The following is a 21,976-nucleotide window of genomic DNA, read 5'->3' on the forward strand; positions in this document are numbered from 1 at the left end:
GTTATTGCTTTATTAGCTTAACCGTTTTTTTTCTTTCTCCCTGGCGAATTTCAGCAAGGTAAATGCCCGGAGTCCAGTCGCTGCCTAATAATATTGGTTGTCCGTAATTTGATTTGATAGTTTTTATTCGTCTTCCCAAAGTATCAAAAACAAGAACTGAAACAGGTTGGGCAGGATCTTCTGTAACATTTATTCTAAATTCTGTCTGAGTAGGATTTGGCGCCACAATTACGTTTAACTCATTTGATTGTTCTGTCTCCGGATTATTAATTCCTAAAGTTGATTTTGTCAATTCAGTTTGTATGGTGAAACCGTTAATGGTACTAAATGTTACTTCTGTATTAGCACCATTACTAATTGCAGTTACATTGTTTACCGTTGTTGTTAAAGTCCAGTTACCTGCAAGAGTTAGCGTAACCATGTCCGTTTGTGGTAACCGGTTTAAAATCGAATTTTGTGCACTAATCTGACTCCATGTATAGGTTTCATTCGAAGACAATAAACCTAAATTCGGGTTGGTAAGGCTTATTTTTAATTTGTTTCCGCCATCGGTTTTTTGAGTCATTACAATAGCCGGTTTATCTACACTTACTACAACATCGTATGCAAATACTGTAGCCGCAGTAAAAATAACATAGCCAAATATCGCATCAGGAATGTATTGTACAATATGGGCCTGACTGTTTTGATGGTATATTTTAAAATAGGAAGCAAAATTATTCGCTAACTGCTGCGTTTTGGTTTGACCGCCCTGTATCACAACGGCATATTGAAATTTTGCAGCAGCAGGCGCAATACCATGATTGATATATGCCGAAGTAAAATTGCCGGTTGTATTTGCCGTGTTGCTATTGTTGCGTGAGTTTTGTACAGACCTATTGATGGTAACAGCATCAGTATTGGTCGTATTTGATGGGATTACATAACCATTTCCAATAGCATCTGTAGCCCAGAATGAACCTGTTGTTTGTGTCTGGCTATAATTTGTTCCTGTAGCAGCTGTTCCGTTTACGTAAGTAGCAGTATTGCTGTCTGCCAATGCGGTTTGAAATAAAGTGGTATGAACAGGATAGGTTCCGTTTGCATCTTTTATGTTTGAAGCAAGGCAAAGGATGATGTCTTTAAAAAAGAAATTAGATTTTAAAGCGGTCATTCCCGTAGCAGAATTAATGTCTTTATAATCCATACCAAAAACGCCATTAGTATCTAAAGAACCCATTGCCAGAAAAGATTTTCCGCTCATTTCGCGCATGGTTCCGGTTCCCAGGACACTGAGCGGAAGATATGCAACCGTTGTTCCGGGAACATGTGACCAATCCCATCCATTTTCAATATAACCGTTTGTGTTTCGTGTGGTTGGGTTTCCTGCTGTAAAAAGTTCTAAAGCTCCGGCAGAAGTATATCTTCCAAAAACATTTTCGGTAGTTGAGTTTTCAAAATGCCAGATGTTTTTGCTTGTTCCTTTTATGCTGGCCTGAAAGCCATTGTATTTATGGACACTCAAACCTGCGTACGGAAAATTAAATTGTGCTTCGGTTATTTCCGGAAGTGCAGTAAGACTGGAGTTTAACGTTTGCAGAATATCCATTACACCGCCCGGAGTATAAACCATAGTAATCGATAATACATTTTGTCTGAGCAAATTAGTGTTTGCTGTAGCAGAAAGATTCCACAGTCTCAGAAATTCTCTTCCGGCATCTGCATTAGCAACAGGATCTGTTATATATAAATATGCCAAAGCCGGTCTTAAATCGTTCAGTCCGTCTGTGTTGGTAGGAAACCTTCCGGCAAGACCCAAAGGCATTTCAAAACCTTTACTGAATTTACTATAGTTTAAAATGGCATTTTTTAAATTGCCTTGTGCTTCCGGATTCAGTTCGTAAGCCGTATTTTTTAGCATCATATTCATAATCGAAGACTGATGTAAGGCATCTACACCATACGAAATTGAATACGCTCCTCTGTGATGATAAGTAATAAAATCAGGTTTGATACAATCGTTCCAGCCGTTGCTGATTTTTAGTGCATTGTCAATGTATCTTTTCAGGAAATTCATATTGGCTAATTTATCAGGGTCAGTATCGTCCTGAGCCAATATATAACATAGCCGTTGTTGTATCGATGAACGAATAATATCAGTATTAAAACCGGGATTGGTGAAATTAAAATACGGATAATCCGGCGCTATAAAAGCAGTTAAGGTTTTAAGTGCTCCCATATGATGATTAAATTCTCCTGCAGCGATTAATTCGTCTTTCATCAAAAAAACAGAAGTGGCATATCCGGACGAACGTAAGCAAACCCCGTGACCGCTGCTAATAACTTCTTCAGTGGCAGGAATGGCGAGGTAAGCAAAATCAGTTGTACTGCTGATTCCTTTTGCTTTCATATAATTAAAAAGGGACAGAATCATATTGCGGACTGTCACACTATGATAATCCGGATTAGGATTGGTTACTGAACCTTTTAACTGATATAAAAATACAAGACGGATTAGTTTTTGCTCCACCAGAACCTGATAGGCATTTTGGTCTGCACCAACATTAAAATTCCAAACCGGTCCGGGATTGGCAAAATCATAAGCCGAAAGGTTTTTGGCGGCTATTCCGTTAGTCAGATAACGGCTGTATCTTTCGTTAACCTGCGATTTTGAATAATCCAGATTTTCGCCTGTAAGCCAGTTTTGATATTTGGTTTTAATGTTGTTTATATCGTTGATCTGAGCATACGAAAAGTTGAAAATCAAGATGATGAACCAAACGGATAAAAGTAATTTTTTGCACATAAGATTATTTTTTAAGAGACTAATAGTTAGCATTTTATTATTGCTGTATTCTTATCAGGTACTACGTCAGATATTCTTAAAGTCAATTCAGTTTACATCAGAATATTTCCGGTTTTAAATAAGGCTGTCAGGTCAGGAATTTTAGTAGTGAGTTAGATTTCAAATGTTTTTGGCAAACTGGTTATCATTTGAGCAGGACTACTTTTATATCATTCCTAACCTGACAAACCTAATTTCAGGTCTTTATTTCCGTTGGCTGGTCATTCAGTTTATTGGCTTAGATTTCAATTTTTTTGATTGTGGCGTATCTTTTTAGTGCCTCGAGATAATAATAATCAGCATAATCAAGTGGAGTATCAATCTCTGAATTGTATAAAAAAGCTCCAACACTGTGTTTTAATAAAAAGAAATTATTTTCGCCCTCTTTTGCGAGATAAGTATCAGATGATAATGATTTCAGAATGTCTTCGGCATAATCAGCATATTTTTTTCCGTCTTTTACCTGAGTGCTTAAATCCAGTAAAGCAGATGCTATAACGGCAGCAGCAGATGCATCTCTTGGTGCCAGAACTTCAGTATCCATGGCATTATGAACATCAAAATCCCAAACCGGAACCTTGTCTTTTGGCATTCTTGGATGGTTCATAATAAAAGCGGCAATATGTTCTGCCTGTTGCAGAAACTTTGGATTTTTGGTATTGGCATAACACATCGTGTAACCGTATAATCCCCAGGCTTGTCCGCGTGCCCAGGCCGACTCATCAGTAACGCCCTGATGGGTGCCTTTATGGATTACTTTACCTGTTTTTGGATCATAATCTACTAAATGGTAAGAACTGTAATCTTTTCTAAAATGATTTTTTATGGTCGTTAATGCATGCGTACTGGCAGCATTTGCATATTCAGGTTTGTTAAATTGGCTGGCACTCCAATACAAATATTCCAGATTCATCATATTATCGATAATAACCGGATAATGCAGCCAGGCAAAATCCCAGGAACGAATCGTCCCTACAATTGGGCTAAAACGGGCGTAAAGGTTTGCTGCACCATCTGCCAGAGCAGGAAGATAAATTTTATCGCCTGTAATTCTGTATGCATTTCCGTAAGAGCAATACAGCATAAAACCAACATCATGAGTGCTTTTTATGTTTCGGATTGAATCTAAAGCGAGTGTAAACTTTTTAGCTTCACCAGCTAATGTTTTATCTCCTGTAAGTTCATATCCGTACCAAAGACTTCCCGGAAAAAAACCTGTTGTCCAGTCTGTTAATCCCGCCAGTCGTACAGTTCCGTCAGGATTTACAGAACGCGGATTTTTTCCCGGTTTATAAGTTTGGGCGGCTTTGTTTAATTGAAAATGGATAACCTCGGTTGTTTTTTTAAACCAAAGTAAAGACGGATCATCAGTTTGTACAGGTTTTGCAAAAGTGCTTAACGTGAGTGTAGAGAAAGCCAGAAGCAGGTTGAAAGTTTTTTTCATAGTTTAATCGTTTATAGCTGTATTCTGTTTTAGGGAATATTTTATAAAGCGAAGTTAAACGCGAGGTCGAAAACGGTCTTTCAAATTCTATCATAAATGTTTTGAATTTGTGTAAACCTGCTGTTTTTAGCCCTGTAAGAGCTCAGAATAAGATTTTTGATCTATTGGTTTATTCGTATAAATAACAATAGTGAGATGTTCTAAATGGAACTAAACAGCCGATTTTAAATTGTCGCCATCTTTAAAATGCAGTCTCCTGAAAACTAAACCGGACAAAATAGTCAAAGAACCTACGACCAGAAAAGTGTAACGAAAGGCATTGTGAATTTCGTTATGAATAAGCTTTACATCGCCCTGAAAAACTTTAAGTACCAAAAGACCAAAAGCAATCCCAAATCCGATCGCCAATTGCTGATTGACAGAAACCAATGAGTTACCGCTACTGGTGTGATAATTTCTTAAATCGGCAATAGAAATAGAGTTCATAGAAGTAAATTGTATCGAGTTAAAGAAACCCAGAACAGAGATAATAGGAATATACCAGTAAATAGAGTTGTGTATGGATGGAATAGCCAAAGCGCAAATTAAAACACCAATAATAAAAGTGTTGACCATCAGGGTTTTTCTATATCCAAAAGTATTTAAAATTTTAATTACTGCCGATTTTCCAAACATTGCTGTTACAGCCATTGGTGCTACAATCCATCCCGAAGTTACTGCTGATTGTCCATAAGCAATCTGAATCATCATAGGAAGTAATAACGGAATCGCACTAATCCCTAAACGTGTTGCCAGATTTCCTAATATGCCTACGCGAAAAGTTCGTACCTGAAACAGATTTAATGGAAAAATAGGATTATTGTCTTTAACCGCATGGCGATAATACCAATACAGCATTAAGAAACCAGCCATAAAGATCATTAAAACTGATGATACACGAGCTGTATTACCAAATAACTCGAGTGCAATGGAGAGTAGAAGTGAGGCTGCCGCAAAAATAAGAAACCCTTTTAAGTCGAAATCGATTATTGGCGATTTGTAATCAGGCATGTATTTTAAACTTAATAGTATACCAATAAGGCCAAAAGGAATATTGATTAGAAAAATCCAGTGCCAGGACAAATAATCAACCATATAACCTCCTACTAACGGACCTAATACCGGACCAATAAGGGCAGGAATAATGGCAAAGTTCATGGCTTTTAATAATTCATTTTTTGGAAATGTTCTAATGAGTGCCAGTTTTCCAACGGGAGTCATTAAACTTCCTCCAACTCCCTGAACAACACGTGCAAAAACCAAATGTGTAAGGTTTTGAGAAAGGGAACAAAATAAAGATCCTGTGCTAAATAAAAACAAGGCAAAAATGAAAACTTTCTTTGTCCCAAATTTGTCTGATAAAAAACCGCTAACCGGCATAAAAAGTGCCAAAGTCAATACATAACTAATAATCGCATTTTGCATTTCAAGCGGAGACTCGTGCAAGTCTTTGGCGATAGCTGTAATGGAGGTATTTAAAATTGTCGAATCAAGCATCTGCATAAAAATAGAAGTAGCCAGAATAACAGGTAAAACTTTTTTGATGGTTACATTGTTTTTTTCTGCTGTAGTGATATCCATAATCTCTTGTTTAGGCTTATGCTATTTTTTAGTGGTATTACTTATTTACTAAGTTATTGAATTTTGACTAATTATCACAGGAAATAGCTCAGAGTAATTATAATTAACAGATTTTATAATATTCAACATTTTGATTTAGGATTTTGTATGATGTTTAAAATAAAAAAATCCGTTTGAGAAGAAAATTCTCAGACGGACTTTTATGATATGTATTTTCTACTTAAACGCCACTATGAAAAATAGCAGGAAACTTATCACGGTTTGCATAAACGAGTTTGGCTAATTCGTAATTCGTTTCTGAATCCAGCAGTGTATTTTCGACTTCTCTTACTTCAGTATGCATTGGCATTTTTCCAACTTTTCGGTTTCTGTATTTATGAAAAACAGAGCGGGTAAACCCATGAAGAATTTTATTTTCGAACAATACAAACGGATAAGTATCATTCAGTTCCCTTTTATCAAGATCAAAATTTCTTAATTCATGTCGCTGAACGCTATAGGCACAATCAAAATATTCTCCCGGCACTACATATTCCTTGTATATTTTAATAAAATCCAGTATCGTAAATTGAGTGACTAACGGATTAAAACTTTGCAATTCAATAAAATGTTCGCCTGAAATTTTCTCCAGTGTATGAGCCGTAATCTGATCTGATTTTACATCTTCGCCTGTTAGTGATTTTGGACGGTCAATGATTCTTAACCTTCCATTCCATTTGCAATATTCCTTCACTTCATCAGAGTCGGTATTAATTACTATACTTTCAAACTCCGGAATTGCCAGTAATTTTTCAATCATATGCTGGTACATGGGTTTGCCATTAAAAGGAAGGAAATTCCTGTTGGGTAAATAGTAATGATGTTCTTTTTGTATTGGTAACAGCGCTGTAAGATAGAAATTGCTCATGTGTTATTGCAGGAATTTAGAAGTTAACATTTTTACAGGGCTAATATAAAAATATAGTGTGCAGCGTTTTTACGTATAAATACTTGTTTTATTATGAAGGAAAATTATAATAAACACCTTGTTTTCCTGATTATTTTGGAAATCAGGATAATTTTAAGAATATAAAGCCCAATTCTTTTTTATAAATAAATTATTGATTGTCAATTCCTTTTGAATTGTTTGGAGTAATTTCTAAATTTTGATTCTTATAAAAAAGCTTTTTCATTACTATAAACCCTAAAAATAGTGGTAAATTGCAAAAAATTAAAAATATATCATAATGAAAATCTTACAATTAATCACTCTGATTCTTACTTTTCAAATTTCAACAGTTTCTGCACAAAAAACTTTTACTATTGATGGTGTAAATGTGCCAAGAACAATTGAATTTTTAGATGCAAAATTGTCATTAAATGGTGGCGGAACGATCTCAAAATCTTCCTCAAATGGCTTTGTACAGGCTTTATATTTATCACAGTTAAGACAAGATGCAAAGTATATTATTGCAGATAATTCAGAAATGGGAATGCGAATTCAGATTACCTCTTCAGGATTAACTTCTAATAAACTAATTAAAATTTTTGATGATAGCTTTGAAAAAACACTAGGTAAAAAAGAAGATGATTTAAAATCTGAAATTGCAAAATTTTTAGGTTTTTTACATGGTGATATTAATAAAGGAGATGTGTTTAAGTTTATGTATTCTGCAACTGAGTCTTCTGTATATGTTTATAAAAATGATAAACTAAAAGGTAAGGTTAAAGGACTTAATTTTAAAAAAGCACTTTTTGGTATTTGGTTGTCTGATAAACCGATAGATGAAAAACTAAAAAATCATTTATTAGGGAAATAATAATACATTAAAATTTTTATAAAGCCGGAAACATCATTGTTTCCGGCTTTTTTTTACCAGATGCGTACTCTTTTTTCAGGTGCTAAATACAGTTTGTCTTCCGGTTTTATACTAAAAGCTTTGTACCAGGCATCGATATTTCGAACAACACCATTTACGCGATATTCTGCCGGAGAATGATAGTCTTTTGTTACTGCCATTCGATACGCTTCAGGAGTATAAAGACTACGGCTTACCTGAGCCAGAGATATAAAAAAGCGCTGATCAGCAGTATATCCGTCTAAAACTGGCGGATTGTTATCATGATCAGCACGATACAACTGGTACGCTTCGTAGGCAACCGCAAGTCCCGTTAGATCGCCAATATTCTCGCCAAGAGTTTGTTTTCCGTTAATATGAATTCCTTCCGGTGAGGTAAAAGCATTATATTGTTCTACAAGTTGTGTGGTTCGGGCTTCAAAAGATTTTCGGGTTTCCGGAGTCCACCAGTCGCGCATTACACCATTGCCATCAAACTTTGATCCTTCATCATCAAAGCAATGCCCTAATTCATGTCCGATTATCGCACCAATAGCCCCAAAATTTACTGCAGCATCTGCAAAAGGATCAAAAAACGGAGGCTGTAAAATTCCCGCCGGAAATTCAATCGAGTTGTATAATTTACTGCTTGTAGCATCAACAGTTTGCGGAACATCATACCATTCTTTACTCGTAAAAGTTTTAGTAAGAAGGGAACGTTCATAATCCCATTTTGCTTTTGCAATACGGTGCTCATTACCAACAGGATTGTTGGCATTAAATTTTAATACCGAATAATCACGCCAAACATCAGGATAACCAATTCTTACCGTAAGAGCATCCAGTTTTGCCAGAGCTTCTTTTCGGCTGCTGTCGTCCAGCCAGTCCAGTCTTTCAATTCTGGCAACAAAAGCTTTACGCAGATAATCAACCAAATCCTTAATACGCTGTTTGTAATCAACAGGAAAGTAACGTTCTGCATATAATTTTCCAATCAATTGATCCAGACGATTGTTAACATACTGTATGGATTTCTGTTCTCTCGGTGCATCTTTTGTAATTCCGCTTAAAGTAGCAGAATAAAAGTCAAAAAGGTTCTTGCGAAATTCAGCAGGTAAAAGAGTAGAGTGGTTTACAATCCAGTGAAATGCCAGATACGAAGACCAGACGTCAACAGGCGTTTTGGCAAATAAAGCTGCTTTGGCCTTAAGGGCAGAATCTGCCTGTAAAATTAGTTCAGTCACATTTTCAACCTGCCTGTTGGCTAAAAATACTTTCCACGGAAATCCCGGTGCATAATCATTAAGCTGTGAAACCGATAATATAGTCGAATTGATTTTAGTATCACGTATTTGTCCGGGTGTCCATTGTACTGCGGCTAACTGGGTTTCAATATCCAGAATGTCATTTGCCCGTTTTTCAGGATTCGAAATTCCGGCAAGCTGCAAAGTTTTAATGATGTATTCTTTGTAAGCCTTTCGATAACCCGGATAAGGGCCGTCCTGTTTTTCGTAATATTCCGGCGAAGGCAAACCAATACCACTTTCGCTAAGCGTAATAAGAAATCTGCTTCTGTCCTTAAGATCCGGCGAGGCATGGATGGATACAATACTAAAAGATTTAGGATTTGCCATCCATTTTGCCACATCTTGATAATTGTTTAAAGCAAGAATATGTTTTAAATCCTGTTGAATAGGTTTTAATCCCAGTTTTTCGATGTTATCCGTATTAACATAACCGGAATAAAGTGCTGTAATTTGTTGCAGGGCAGCTTTTGAAGTATTTTCAACAGTTACATCTCCATGAATGATACCTGCTATTCTTTGGTTCACTTTATTCTGAACATCGTTATAATTACTAAATCCTGAAGCACCAGCCGGAATTGTTGCAAGCTTAAACCAGCCTTCGTTAACATAACTGTAAAAATCATTACCCGGCGCTATCGTTTTACTGATAAACTGAGTTTCGATACCCCAATCGCCATAAGTCGCTTTTCCTTTATTCGTTTCTCCGGATTGTCCCATGATATAGTTGGGAATAAGAGAAATCAGGGCAGTAATAATAATGATAATAATCTTTAACATATAAAGTTTTTTTTCAGTCGTGGAATGTATCAGTTTTGAAATTTTATTGCAATCTGCCAAAGTTACTTTAAGATACTGATAAATAATTGTAAAAATGCGAATAGAAAATTGTTTTTGAAGCTTTTAGCATTCAACTTTATAGTATCGTTATTTCTTGTGTCCAGTTAAGTCCGCTTATATCTGTGAGTTCCAATGTGTATTTTTTGCTGGTATTTTTAAAAGAAGGTATTTGAAAATGCAATGTAGCTTTTGCACCCAAAGGTAAAATCAGGCTGTGTTTTCCGGGTTTTACTTTAGCAACATAATCATTTTTGATTTGTTTATGAGGGAGTTGTGAAAGCTGTGCCTGATTCTGCTCAAAAATAATGTTGCCGTTTTCATCTTTTAATTGGATTCCGATAAGGAAAGAGCCATAAACATCTGCACCTTCATCCCTGAATACGGTAAAAGTCAGCACCTCATTTTGAACAGAGGCATTACTAATGATAACATGTGGACGAACCGAAAGATTATGCAGTTTGCCATAAACTCCTCCATGAAAATATTGATTGGTATATAACGTTAATCCTAAGATAAAAACAGAACCAATTAATACTATTTTGCCGGCAGTTTTATCTTTTACAGGCAAAATTCCGGAGCCTATAACTGCAAACCATTTTTTATGGGTAAAAGATTTATTTTTCCGAATACAATATTCGTCGAGAGCATATTTTCCTCCACCGGACATAAAAACAGTAAATCCGGCAGCAACACCCAGAACACCTATTTGCCATTCGTCCAGACAAGTAGTGCCTAACCATCCTGAACCTAATAAAATACCGAATGCCAGACTAAAAACACCAAAACTCATCAATCGGGTAAAAAGACCAAGCATAAAAAATAATCCAACAATTCCTTCGATAAGCGTAAAAGATACCATTGCCCACCAGAGACTTTCAGGATTGGAAACAAGATGTTCAATAACAGGTTTTATACCCAGCGCATTAGGTAAGAAATGATTGAATTTTTCGCCAATATATCCTGCTTCATCAGGATTAAGTTTATTTTCTAAAACAAGCCTTCTCCAGAAAGCAGAAAAATAAGTCCAGCCTGCTACCCAGCGCAATGCCGTAGTAAACATTCCGCCATACATATAGTTGTAATTGTTCATAATAATTTGAATTGAAATTTAATGATAAAACAAAGGGAATCGCTTCAATAGTAATAGTATTGAAGTACATCAGAATTAAAATCAAAAATCAAATCAGGTATTGTTCGTGTAAGATATAAATGGGAATAATTTTCGACACTTTCTTTTCGGGAAATGAAGTGCTGAAAAGGGGAGAAGTAAGAATAACGTGTTGGAAAGAAGAAAAGTTATTAGAATGATATTTCTTCACCACTTTAGCCTCAAATGAAACCGAAGCTTTTTTAACTGCCGTTATAAAACAAATACCGGATTGTGTACTGCTAAATTTATTTTCGATCTCGTTAAGAGGAATATCGAGTGTTAGTTTAATTTCTCTTTTGGCAGAACATGGAAGACACAACAAAAAAAGCATCAAAATGATGATTGTTCTTGTGATACTATTTTTTATTCCATCTTGCATTAAACTGTTTTTCTATTTTCAAATATAGCGAAAAACCTGCTGCTGTTGATACTTTATCAGTTAAAAGGTATTTTAAAATCAGTTTTTTTAGAAGAAAATAAACCCTTGAATTTCTCTCCGGACAGTTGTTTTGATAGTATTTTCCTGTAAAGAAACAATAGCAGAACTTATTTTAAAATAATTTTTGTAAAAGAAAGTAAAATTTAATTTAGTGATTTATGTGTTTGTAAAACAAGTGTTTATGTCTTGTTTGAAAGTTCAAAAGAATTCCGTTTTCAAAATGTTTTAAGTTATTTTCAAAAAAATATTTTTAAACTCGACTAAGTTGGTAGAATTTATATTATATTTGCAGAGTAGAAAAAAGTTCTACATGACTTATCCAGAAAGACTGAGGGAGTAGGCCCAATGAAGTCTTAGCAACCTGTTGCCAAATAAGGTGCTAAATCCTTCCGTTATGGCGGACAGATAAGAAAGATTTCTTTTAGAAAATCTGAATAAGACATTATTATTAAAATGATTTAGTTTTAAAATGAAAACACAACTTTTATTACACAGCTGTACGGAACAACTTAATCTGTTTTCGAAAAAAGGAAACCACTCTCAGGCGCTCCGAATGCAATACACTTAGCTTTTCTTCTAAAAAAATCCCTCTTTTATCATATAAATATTCAGGTCATTTTACTATTGACCATGGAACTACTATGTCTAATTTTTAAAACCCAAACTTATAATGAAAAAAATAATAGCTTTTTTGACCTTATGCCTTGCCACAACAGGAGTTCAGGCACAAGAAAATAATTTACAACTAAAAGGAACAGTCGTAGATACAGTAGCGCAATACGTGTATTTGCAGAAGTTTCATAATAAAATGTTTACTACCATTGATTCTGTAAAAGTAACCAACGGAAATTTCAGTTTTAAAACTAAAGTTAAAACACCGGAATTATATGGCTTAAGCGTAAACACAACCAATTCTCCATTATACATTTTCCTTGAAAAAGGACCTGTTTCAGTAAAACTGAGCCCGGTAAAATATTACAGTAATTCAGTTGTCGAAGGTTCAGCATCTCAGGATTTGTTTGAAGAATACAAAAAATCGAAAGATATAGAAATCAGCAAATTTATTACAGAACATCCAGCGTCTATAGTTTCGGCTTATGTCTTGTATAGAAACTGGTCGTATAGATTAACACCGGAACAAATTACACAAAACATTGCTTTGCTGGATAAAAGTCAGCAAAACAGCACTTACGTGAAAGAGCTTCAGGAACTGGTAAAAGTACTGGGCGGATTGCAGATTGGAAAAAAAGCACCGGATTTTGTATCAAAAGATCCCGAAGGAAAAGCGGTTCGTTTTTCAGAAAACCTAAAAGGATATACATTGGTTGATTTTTGGGCTTCATGGTGCGGACCATGCCGAAGAGAAAATCCAAACATTGTAGCAGCTTACAAAGAATTTCATGATAAAGGATTTAATATTATTGGAATTTCTCTGGACAAAAAGAAAGAAAACTGGGTTAAAGGAATTAAAGACGATAATTTAAACTGGATTCAGGTTTCGGACTTACTTTTCTGGAACAGCGAAATTGCTAAATTATATGGTGTAAGAGCAATTCCGGCTAACTATCTTGTAGATTCAAAAGGTATTATTGTAGCCAGAAATCTGCATGGAGAAGAACTTCAGTCAACGCTAAAATCACTTTTAGATAATAAGCTTTAAACATTTAAAGTTTTAGTTTACTATTTCAAGGCACAAGAAAAACACTTCTGTAATCCAATAAAGATTGGCAATATGTTGTGTAGTATTTCTGGTGTGATTGCTTGTGCCCTGAAATTACAAATTCAATCACCCATAATATAAGTTAATTAAAATGATCAGGAAATGAATGCTATTGAGAGAAAACCGAAATCAACTCAGTTAGAACCTTATTTCTCTAAATTTAGAGGAAATACATTAGGAGTACATCACAGTTTTGAGTCTGTTTACGGAGAACAGGATTTAATATACGCCGATTGGGTTGCCAGCGGAAGGTTATATGTACCTATTGAAGATATTATGCTCAATAAAATAGGTCCAATGATCGCCAATACGCATTCATTTTCAAGTCAGACCGGTAAAGCTTCTACATATGCCTATCAGCATGCGAGAGAATTAATCAAAAAACATGTTAACGCAAACGAATCTGATGTTCTGGTTACAACCGGAACCGGAATGACAGCGGGTTTATCTAAATTACAGCGTTTTATAGGTTTGCGTTCTACAGATAACAAATCTGCGGTTCAGACAAATGAGCTTGATAAACCAGTCGTTTTTATCACGCATATGGAGCATCATTCTAATCAGGTTCCATGGTATGAAACCCAGGCAGATGTTGTGATTTTACCCGCAGATGAAAACAATCTGGTCAATCCCGAAATACTGGCTCAGGAAATAAAAAAATATGCCAACAGAACTTTAAAAATTGGTTCATTTACAGCCTGTTCCAATGTTACCGGAATTATTACTCCGTATCATGAACTGGCTAAGATCATGCATCAAAATGGCGGATTTTGCTTTGTTGATTTTGCAGCTTCGGCACCGTATGTTCAAATAGATATGCATCCGGAAGATCCTGAACAACAACTGGATGCTATTTTCTTTTCGCCACATAAATTCTTAGGCGGACCGGGAACTTGCGGAGTTTTGGTTTTTAATGAGAAGTTGTATCAAAGTACGATTCCGGATAATCCTGGCGGAGGAAATGTAAAATGGACTAATCCTTCGGGGAAATATAGCTACAGTGATGTAATAGAAGTGAGGGAAGATGGCGGAACTCCGGGATTTTTACAGGTAATCAGAGCCGCATTAGCCTTAGGACTGAAAGATGAAATGGGCGTAACAAACATTAAAAAACGAGAAAAAGAATTACTGGACCTTTGTTTTTCTAAACTTCAGGAAATAGACGGTTTAAAAATTTTAGGAGATACTCAGGCAGACAGAATTGGGTGTGTATCTTTTATAGTCGAAGATATTCATTATAATTTAATCGTAAGACTTCTAAATGACCGTTTTGGGATTCAGGTTCGTGGCGGCTGGTCTTGTGCGAGTACGTATGCCCATTATTTGTTTGATATTGATGAAGAAAAATCGAAGCAATTTACAGATGAACTGCTTCAGAAAAATCAAAGCAATAAACCGGGATGGGTGCGTTTATCACTGCATCCGATAATGACAAATCAGGAACTTGTATTTATTTGTGATGCGATAAAAGCGGTAGTTCAAAATCATAAAAAATGGCAGAAGGATTATCAGCATAATATTGCTACAAATGAGTTTGAAAGTATTGCAAGAGAAGAAAATATACTAGAAGAGGTAAAGGAATGGTTTAACCTGAAATAAATCCTAAACTATCTTTCGAAAGCCATTACAAAACATATTTGCATCAAAATAATTATAATGAATAACAATATAAAAGGATTTCATCATTTTGCCATTAAAGCGTACGATGTTGAAGAGACAATAGCATTTTATAAAACGCTTAATTTTGAAGTAACACACAGTTGGAGCCTGCCCGAATTTAACTTAGAAAAGTGCGTCATGATGAAAAATAAAGCTTTTGACTGCTACCTGGAGATATGCGACAACAATGCTAATTTTCCCACTCAGGGACGCAAAAGAAAAGCAGGTGATCCTTATATCGAAAATGCACTTTTGCATATTTGTTTTGTGGTTGAAGATGCCAAAAAAGCATACAAAGAGGCCATCGAAAATGGCGCAAAACCATTATCAGAAAAAGAAACACTGGAATTAAAAAGCCTAAGAAAATCCGTAACGGTGAGTAATAGTTTAGTTTACAGTCCAAACGGTGAAGTGATCGAATTTCTGGAATCGGTTGTTTTTTAAGAATCAATTAAACCAAATGTAAGATTAAAAATTTTAAACAATAGAATCTTCTGCTGTCCGCGTATCGTTAACCGACAGATCATAAACATTCGTTTCTATAATGACAATTTCCGGCTGGTCATCCCAGTCACCCCAATCTCCCTGATACGCTTTTGTGTATATAAAATCGGTATTGCCTGCTGTATAAATACTGCTGTGAAAACATTTACAATAGTTTTCTGAAGAGGGATTATTTACATTTTCCATTATCGTAAAAGTTTAATTGATTTATTGGTAAATATACATGCAGAATGGCTTTAGAATTTTATATTTAAAGCTGGAGTTCTTATCAAATTCACATGTGCAGAATGTGTTTTTAACTTATTGACCCTTTTAGGATTACAATGCAAAAAAGAATCCTGTACTACATTTTCAAATTCCAATATTTCAAAGCAAAATAATCATTTAATAATGAGCTTTTCAGAACATAGACTTTGAGCTTTTCAGGACATAAAATCTTTAAAAAATGAAGGAAATTTGTCTTATTAATTTTAATTCAAAAAAAATGAATAAGACCGTATTAATAACAGGAGCCAGCAGTGGCATTGGTAAAGCAACAGCGCTATTTTTTGCAGAACAGGGCTGGAACGTTATTGCCACAATGAGAACACCCGAAAAAGAAACCGAACTAACCGTATTAGATAATGTGTGGGTAGCTTCGCTGGACGTTTTAAATCCCGAAAGTATTGAGAAAACAGTACGTGAAGGTATTGAACGTTTTGGAAAAATAGATGTTTTGGTCAATAACGCCGGATATGGAGCCTATGGCCCGTTAGAAGTGTTTGAAAGAGAAAGCATTATTCGTCAGTTCAATACCAATGTGATTGGTTTATTGGATGTTACTAAAGAAGTATTGCCGCATTTTAGAAAAAATAAAGATGGAATCATTATCAACATTTCTTCTATGGGCGGACGATTGACTTTTCCTTTTGGCGCTTTGTATCACGGAACCAAATTTGCAGTTGAAGGAATTTCGGAGTCGCTTAATTTTGAAGTAGCAGCATTTGGCGGAAAAGTCAAAATTGTCGAACCAGGCGCAACAGCTACTGATTTTGCAGGACGCTCTTTTGATTTTAAAAACGATGAAAACCTAACTGAATATCAGGGCTTGATGGATAACTTAATGAGTTTGATTCAGAGTCTTGGTGCAAACAGTTTTCCGGCGCGCGTAGTAGCCGCAAAAATTTACGAAGCCGCTACAGATGGTACAGATCGTTTAAGATATGCCGCAACGCCTGATGCCGCAGCTTTGCTGGAAAAAAGAGAAAAAGAAAGTGATGCTGTTTTTATTGCTGATATGAAAAAACAATTCGGATTATCATAAAGTGTCACGGGAGAAAATAACAACCTGTTTCTTGTAACGAGATCATAAACTAAAGAGAAAAAAGCAAATGCCTTTTTCTCTTTATTGTTTTTAGGGATTTAGTTTTCAGGAACAAAAGTGCTTCTGAGTACGTTCATATAGTTTTCATCTGTTCCGCCGTTTCGAATATCGATTAAAGGCTGTAAATCGGCACCTACAACATAACGCAATACATTTGTATCATCTGTAGCGGCCTTGAAGATAGTAGCTGCCACATCATTTGCTGTTGATCCGCCACCACTATAAATACCTTTAAAAACAGCCTCCATTTTTTGCAGGTAATCCGCATAATCTGTCAGCGCTTCATCTGTTGCAAAGTTGGCCTTTGTAGTTTGTTCGAAATTCGTACTGATATTGCCCGGTTCGATAATTTTTACTTTGATGTTTTGTGATGCCAGTTCAAACGAAAGCGATTCGCAGAAGCCTTCCAAAGCAAATTTAGATGCGGCATAAATAGATACCAACGGAACGGTTACACGACCAACACCAGATGTAATGGTAATAATTGTGCCCTTTTGCTGTTGGCGAAAATGAGGCAGTAATGCTCTGGTGATTTCCATTGCACCAAAAAGATTTACAGAAAACTGACGTTGAATCTGCTCATAAGTAGTGGCTTCAAACAAACCATGCTGTCCGTAACCTGCATTGTTTAGCAAAGCATCAATACTTCCGAATTTAGAAAGAACAGCTTTAATGACGTTGTTAAAGGTTTTAGGCTGTTCGACATCCAGTTTTAACACCAGCATATTTTCGCTGTTTTTCAATACATCTTGTTTTTCAGGATGACGCATCGTAGCGACTACATTCCAGCCTTGTCCTGCAAAATATAAAGCCGTAGCTTGTCCGATACCGGAAGATGCTCCGGTGATAAAAATGGTTTTGCTCATTGTTTTATTTTTAGAGTTAAAAAAATAGGAGTTAAATAAGTGATTTCTTTTTATGACAGCCAATCCTGCATTGTTTCAGTTTAGGAAGTATTCCGGTTTTTTATGACAAAAGAATGCCTGGCTCTTCCGGTTGGTACAGAAGTGCCTGTTTTTAAAACAGTCTTATTGATCTTTAAATTTTAATGGTAAATACCGGATGGACTTATGCCAAATTTGTTTTTGAAAGCAAATGAAAAATGAGATAAGGTTTCAAATCCCACTTCCAGATACACATCTTTGGGTTTCATTTTTTTATTGAAAAGTAAGTAATATGCTTCTTCCAGTCTTTTTTGCTGCAACCATTTGTTAGGCGATGTCTGAAAAAGTTTTTCGAAATCTCTTTTAAAACTGGCCAGACTTCTGCCGGTAAGAAAAGCAAACTGTGTTAAAGGCACATTAAACCTGAAATTGGTATTCATAAAAGCTTCGAGATTGATTTTTCCCGGCATTGCAAAATGAAACAGGACATTTTTCAAAGCCTTATCATTTCGCAACAAAAGATAAATCATTTCTTTCTTTTTAATCTCAGCCAGTTCGGCACTGATTTTATTTCCAAACCAGGATTCAAGTCCTTTAAAACAGGACGTAATCAGTTCGTCAGGTTCCAGTTTAAACAAACTTTCTTTTGGATTTTTCTCGGATGAAATTTCCTGTTGTTGGGCAAATTCCTTGAGGAGGTCTTCATCCAGTATAATCGAAATGGCTTCAAAAGCTTCATCTTTTGGCGGATATTTCACAAAACGGACTAAAGCATTTTTCCGGAAAAGTACCACATCACCTTTATGATAATAATGTTTGGTGTTACCATCATAAGCTTCAATTTCGCCCGAAACAATAAACGAAATACCGTGCTCTTTTATGAATTGCTCACCCGATTTACTGCTCTTAGAATAGCAGGCTCTTTGAATGCCGTGTATATCTTCTATTTGTTTCATCGCTTTTATTTTTTCCACCAATAAACCGGCTTTGTGTCCAGATTGTTGAGGTTGACAATTTCGCCAATTAAGGGAGTGATTAAAGACTGATTTTGTTTTAAAGCTTCGTTTGAAACCCGTTCCAAAGGTTCGTACCAGGAATGATTTGCCAGTACAAATTTTGATGAATGAACCGGAAATAAAACGGCTGCTTTTAGATCTTTTGCTGCCTGAACCACTTCTTCGGGCATCATATGAATGTATTTCCAGCTCAGATCGTATTGTCCGTTTTCCAGAATTGCCAGATCAAAAGGTCCAAGTTTTTCTCCAATTTCTTTAAAATGAGTATCGTAACCACTATCACCGCCAAAATACAATTTTTTCGAAGGCGTTTGTAATACATAAGATGTCCAAAGTGTATTGGCAGACCAGATACTGCGTCCTGAAAAATGTCGGGCAGGCGTTACGGTAACTTTAAAACCAGCACCTAAATCAATTTCTTCCCACCAGTCTTTTTCTATGATCTGATCGGGTGTATAACCCCAATATTCCAGATGCGAACCAACACCCAAACCTACAATTACCTTACTTACTTTGGTCTGTAAAGTTTTCAGGGTTTTATAATCCATATGATCGTAATGATCATGCGAAATGAAGAGGTAATCAATATTTGGAAGCGCTTCGGCAGTTGTAATATCTGAACCTTTAAAGGCTTTTCCGCCGCCGGGAATCGGAGATGCGCTTCCGCTTAACACAGGATCGACCAGAATATTTTTACCATCAATACGAATAAAATAGGAGGAATGCCCGAGCCAGATTAAACTGTTTTCCTGTTCTGAAATGGTATTCCAATTGATTTTTACCGAAGGAATAGCCTGATTTGGCGCGCTTTCTTTCGATTTATTAAACAAATAATCGTAGAGTGCTACACGCAGACTTTGAGTGAGCTGCGGTGTATTATTGGTATTTCGAAACTTACCGTTCTTAAATTGTGCCGATTGTTTTATGCGTTCCAGTTTTTCACCGGATGGTCTTTTGCCAAATTGTGGATGCATCATATAAAGTGTTATAATACCAATGAGGATCACAAATGCCAGGGTTACCCGTTTTAAAAACTGAAGTAAGCGTTGCCATTTTTTAGTTTGTGTCATCTTTGATTCTTTTACACCACAAAATTAGGATAGAAAACAAATGCTCACTTGTCTGAAAAGCTCAAATTTGGTTGCGTGTAAAGCTCAGGAGAAACAATATCTTTTTGAAGAAGTTATTGCTGTATGTTCTTTTATCTCAGTTCTTTCAGGATTTTAGCGACCTCAATAATTTCACTTTGCAAAATATTTATTTTGGCTACGGTTTCGGTATTAAATTGTCCAAGTTTAGCTTCTTTCTCAATAATAGATAAATAATTGCTTAGATCTTTTAGCATAAAGATATCCAGACTGGATTTCATATTATGCGAAAGTCTCATTACTTTATCATGGTCATTGGTATGAATGGCTTCGTTTAATTGCGTAACCTCATTCGGGATTTTTTCTAAAAACAAGTCAATCATATCTTGTATAAAATCAGGATCATCGCACGATACTTCATTTAAAAAAGAAAGATCTATTTTTCTTTCATGAACAGGATTCTTTTTTTTGGTCATTACTGTTTTTATAGTGTCCAGTAATACAGTCTGTTTAAAAGGTTTTGGCACATAACCATTCATGCCTTCCTGATAACAGCGTTCCTGTTCGCCCACTAGAGAATGTGCAGTCATGGCTATAATCGGAATACTTAATTTTAACTGATTTCTAATATAACGGGTGGTTTGATATCCGTCTTTAACAGGCATCTGAAGATCCATTAGTACCAGATCGTAGTTGTTTTTTGATAAAAGTTCTATTCCGGCTTCACCATTTTCTGCAATATCCAGTTCAAAACCAAAATTAGAGATAACATTCTTTACCAGTTTCTGGTTTAAAACATTGTCTTCACAAAGTAATATTTTAAGTTTTCCTAAATTATATCCTGCCAGAGGTTTGGTTTCTACCTCAATATGATTTGTTTTTTTATAAGTAAGCACAAAGAAAAACTCAGAACCGCGTCCTGTTTTGCTTTTTACATGAATTTCTCCATTTTGCAATTCAACGAGCTGTTTTACAATATTAAGCCCAAGTCCTGTACCGCCAAATTTTCTTGTCGTACTTTCTTCTGCTTGTGTAAATCGTTCAAAAATGGTTTCAAGTTTATCTTCAGGAATTCCTATTCCTGTATCTTTTACTGAAAATTTAAGCGAATAGTCATCAGCAGTTTCGGCTACTTTTTTAACGGAAACAGTTACTTCTCCTTCTTCGGTAAATTTTAAAGCATTTCCCGTAAGGTTAACCAGTATTTGATTTAATCTTCCCTGATCGCCAATTACGATTTCAGGCATTTCGGCATCCAGAAACAAATTGAATTCAACATCTTTAGGAACTTTGACTTTTAGTAAGTCATAAACATGTTTAAGGGTATTTTTTAAATGAAACGGATGTGCATCGATAATCAAATTGCCCGATTCGATTTTCGAAAGGTCAAGAATATCATTAATGATCAAAAGCAGGTTTTCTTCGGCAATTTGTACACTGTCGATATAATCACGCTGTACATCATCCAGTCTTGTCTGTGCAAGAAGATCTGTAAAACCAATTATCGCATTCAAAGGTGTTCTGATTTCATGACTCATATTGGCCAGAAAACTGTCTTTGGCAAATACGGCACGCTCGGCAATTTTTTTCTGAGCAGACAGTTCGATATTTTTTGTTCTTAATTCTAATTGATTTATAACGTGTCTTGCTACAATAGAAAGGGCATTTCGCTGATTTTCATCGAGTTTTTTAGAAACATGATCAATTGCACAAATGGTTCCTATATTATAACCATCTGGTGTAGTAAGCGGAATTCCGGCATAGAATCTCACTTTAAATCCGTCTACAACATTAGGATCATCTTTAAACCGTTCGTTTAAGTACGTATCGACTATTTCGACCATTTCCGATTCCATAATTGTATATCGGCAAAAACTAATTTCGCGTGGTACTTCAGATACTCCAATTCCAATTTCAGATTTAAACCATTGCCTGTTTTCATCTATAAACGAAATATGGGCGATAGGCACAGAGCAGATATACGAAACAAGTTTTGTAGCATCATCAAACGCATGTTCAGGAAGGGTATCAAGAATATTATAACGTTTTAATGCTGCCAGGCGATCGAGTTCGCTGTGTGGTATAGGCTGTTCCGGATTATTCATTGTAATTTGGGGTAAAATGCAAAAGTATGAATAATAACATATAAACGTTTGTTAAATGTATGACAAGCCTGATTCTGTTGATCTGAGAGCAGGAATTTACTTTTTATGTCATTATTTTACGATATTTTTGTTATACATTTTATCACATGGAAATGAACTGCGATAAAAAGCCCCAAATATTTCATAAACAAAAGATTAA

Annotated in this window: 17 protein-coding genes and 1 riboswitch; of the genes, 5 read left to right on the forward strand and 12 right to left on the reverse strand. The window is 35.6% G+C overall.

Features of this window, described 5'->3' with window-relative positions; genetic code table 11:
- Position 1 precedes the first annotated feature (1 nt).
- The 4 genes from A4F88_RS00285 to A4F88_RS00300 all read right to left on the reverse strand — a co-directional run bounded on the left by A4F88_RS00285 (position 2) and on the right by A4F88_RS00300 (position 6,795).
- Positions 2–2,785 (reverse strand): polysaccharide lyase family 8 super-sandwich domain-containing protein, encoded by a 2,784-nt coding sequence (locus A4F88_RS00285; protein WP_068840549.1) that lies wholly within the window; start codon positions 2,783–2,785, stop codon positions 2–4.
- A gap of 277 nt (positions 2,786–3,062) precedes the next feature.
- On the reverse strand, positions 3,063–4,268 hold the full coding sequence (locus A4F88_RS00290) for a glycoside hydrolase family 88 protein (protein WP_068840550.1): 1,206 nt from the start codon (positions 4,266–4,268) through the stop codon (positions 3,063–3,065).
- Between the two features lie 210 nt (positions 4,269–4,478).
- The gene (locus tag A4F88_RS00295; protein ID WP_068840551.1) at positions 4,479–5,888 is read right to left on the reverse strand and encodes an MFS transporter; all 1,410 of its coding nucleotides are present in this window, start codon (positions 5,886–5,888) and stop codon (positions 4,479–4,481) included.
- 220 nt (positions 5,889–6,108) lie between these two features.
- The gene (locus A4F88_RS00300; protein ID WP_073075458.1) at positions 6,109–6,795 is read right to left on the reverse strand and encodes a cytidylyltransferase domain-containing protein; all 687 of its coding nucleotides are present in this window, start codon (positions 6,793–6,795) and stop codon (positions 6,109–6,111) included.
- A 319-nt stretch (positions 6,796–7,114) separates the two neighbouring features.
- On the opposite strand from A4F88_RS00300, the gene A4F88_RS00305 reads away from it, so the two are divergent.
- Positions 7,115–7,687 carry a chalcone isomerase family protein gene (locus A4F88_RS00305; RefSeq protein WP_068840553.1) on the forward strand — a complete coding sequence of 191 codons (573 nt, stop codon included), beginning with the start codon at positions 7,115–7,117 and terminating at the stop codon, positions 7,685–7,687.
- A gap of 53 nt (positions 7,688–7,740) precedes the next feature.
- On the opposite strand, the gene A4F88_RS00310 is transcribed toward A4F88_RS00305, so the two are convergent.
- The 3 genes from A4F88_RS00310 to A4F88_RS00320 form a co-directional block, all read right to left on the reverse strand.
- Positions 7,741–9,789, reverse strand: coding sequence for a M13 family metallopeptidase (locus A4F88_RS00310; RefSeq protein ID WP_143155079.1), 2,049 nt, complete (start codon positions 9,787–9,789; stop codon positions 7,741–7,743).
- A gap of 136 nt (positions 9,790–9,925) precedes the next feature.
- Positions 9,926–10,939, reverse strand: coding sequence for a TQO small subunit DoxD (locus A4F88_RS00315; RefSeq protein ID WP_068840555.1), 1,014 nt, complete (start codon positions 10,937–10,939; stop codon positions 9,926–9,928).
- Between the two features lie 88 nt (positions 10,940–11,027).
- A complete protein-coding gene (locus A4F88_RS00320; protein WP_068840556.1) occupies positions 11,028–11,378 on the reverse strand; it encodes a hypothetical protein in 351 nt (116 codons plus the stop codon).
- 372 nt (positions 11,379–11,750) lie between these two features.
- Positions 11,751–11,850: riboswitch (SAM riboswitch) on the forward strand.
- Between the two features lie 258 nt (positions 11,851–12,108).
- Here A4F88_RS00320 and A4F88_RS00325 point away from each other — a divergent pair.
- The 3 genes from A4F88_RS00325 (at position 12,109) to A4F88_RS00335 (ending at position 15,261) form a co-directional block, all read left to right on the forward strand.
- The gene (locus A4F88_RS00325; RefSeq protein ID WP_068840557.1) at positions 12,109–13,098 is read left to right on the forward strand and encodes a TlpA disulfide reductase family protein; all 990 of its coding nucleotides are present in this window, start codon (positions 12,109–12,111) and stop codon (positions 13,096–13,098) included.
- 162 nt (positions 13,099–13,260) lie between these two features.
- The gene (locus A4F88_RS00330) at positions 13,261–14,757 is read left to right on the forward strand and encodes an aminotransferase class V-fold PLP-dependent enzyme (RefSeq protein WP_068840558.1); all 1,497 of its coding nucleotides are present in this window, start codon (positions 13,261–13,263) and stop codon (positions 14,755–14,757) included.
- 57 nt (positions 14,758–14,814) lie between these two features.
- On the forward strand, positions 14,815–15,261 hold the full coding sequence (locus A4F88_RS00335) for a VOC family protein (RefSeq protein WP_245178981.1): 447 nt from the start codon (positions 14,815–14,817) through the stop codon (positions 15,259–15,261).
- A 33-nt stretch (positions 15,262–15,294) separates the two neighbouring features.
- Here A4F88_RS00335 and A4F88_RS00340 read toward each other — a convergent pair whose 3' ends face one another.
- Positions 15,295–15,507 carry a hypothetical protein gene (locus A4F88_RS00340; protein ID WP_068840560.1) on the reverse strand — a complete coding sequence of 71 codons (213 nt, stop codon included), beginning with the start codon at positions 15,505–15,507 and terminating at the stop codon, positions 15,295–15,297.
- A gap of 298 nt (positions 15,508–15,805) precedes the next feature.
- Between A4F88_RS00340 and A4F88_RS00345 the strand changes: the two genes are divergently transcribed.
- Positions 15,806–16,624, forward strand: a complete 819-nt coding sequence (locus A4F88_RS00345) for an SDR family oxidoreductase (protein WP_068841415.1) — start codon at positions 15,806–15,808, stop codon at positions 16,622–16,624.
- 98 nt (positions 16,625–16,722) lie between these two features.
- Here the strand turns inward: A4F88_RS00345 and A4F88_RS00350 are convergent, their stop codons facing one another.
- The 4 genes from A4F88_RS00350 to A4F88_RS00365 all read right to left on the reverse strand — a co-directional run bounded on the left by A4F88_RS00350 (position 16,723) and on the right by A4F88_RS00365 (position 21,777).
- A complete protein-coding gene (locus tag A4F88_RS00350; protein WP_068840561.1) occupies positions 16,723–17,550 on the reverse strand; it encodes an SDR family oxidoreductase in 828 nt (275 codons plus the stop codon).
- 179 nt (positions 17,551–17,729) lie between these two features.
- Positions 17,730–18,524, reverse strand: coding sequence for a helix-turn-helix domain-containing protein (locus tag A4F88_RS00355; RefSeq protein ID WP_068841416.1), 795 nt, complete (start codon positions 18,522–18,524; stop codon positions 17,730–17,732).
- Positions 18,525–18,529: 5 nt separating this feature from the next.
- Positions 18,530–19,654 (reverse strand): MBL fold metallo-hydrolase, encoded by a 1,125-nt coding sequence (locus A4F88_RS00360; RefSeq protein ID WP_068840562.1) that lies wholly within the window; start codon positions 19,652–19,654, stop codon positions 18,530–18,532.
- A 131-nt stretch (positions 19,655–19,785) separates the two neighbouring features.
- Positions 19,786–21,777 carry an ATP-binding protein gene (locus A4F88_RS00365; RefSeq protein WP_068840563.1) on the reverse strand — a complete coding sequence of 664 codons (1,992 nt, stop codon included), beginning with the start codon at positions 21,775–21,777 and terminating at the stop codon, positions 19,786–19,788.
- Between the last annotated feature and the right edge of the window lie 199 nt (positions 21,778–21,976).

Source organism: Flavobacterium chilense (assembly GCF_001602525.1).
Taxonomy (GTDB): Bacteria; Bacteroidota; Bacteroidia; order Flavobacteriales; family Flavobacteriaceae; genus Flavobacterium; species Flavobacterium chilense.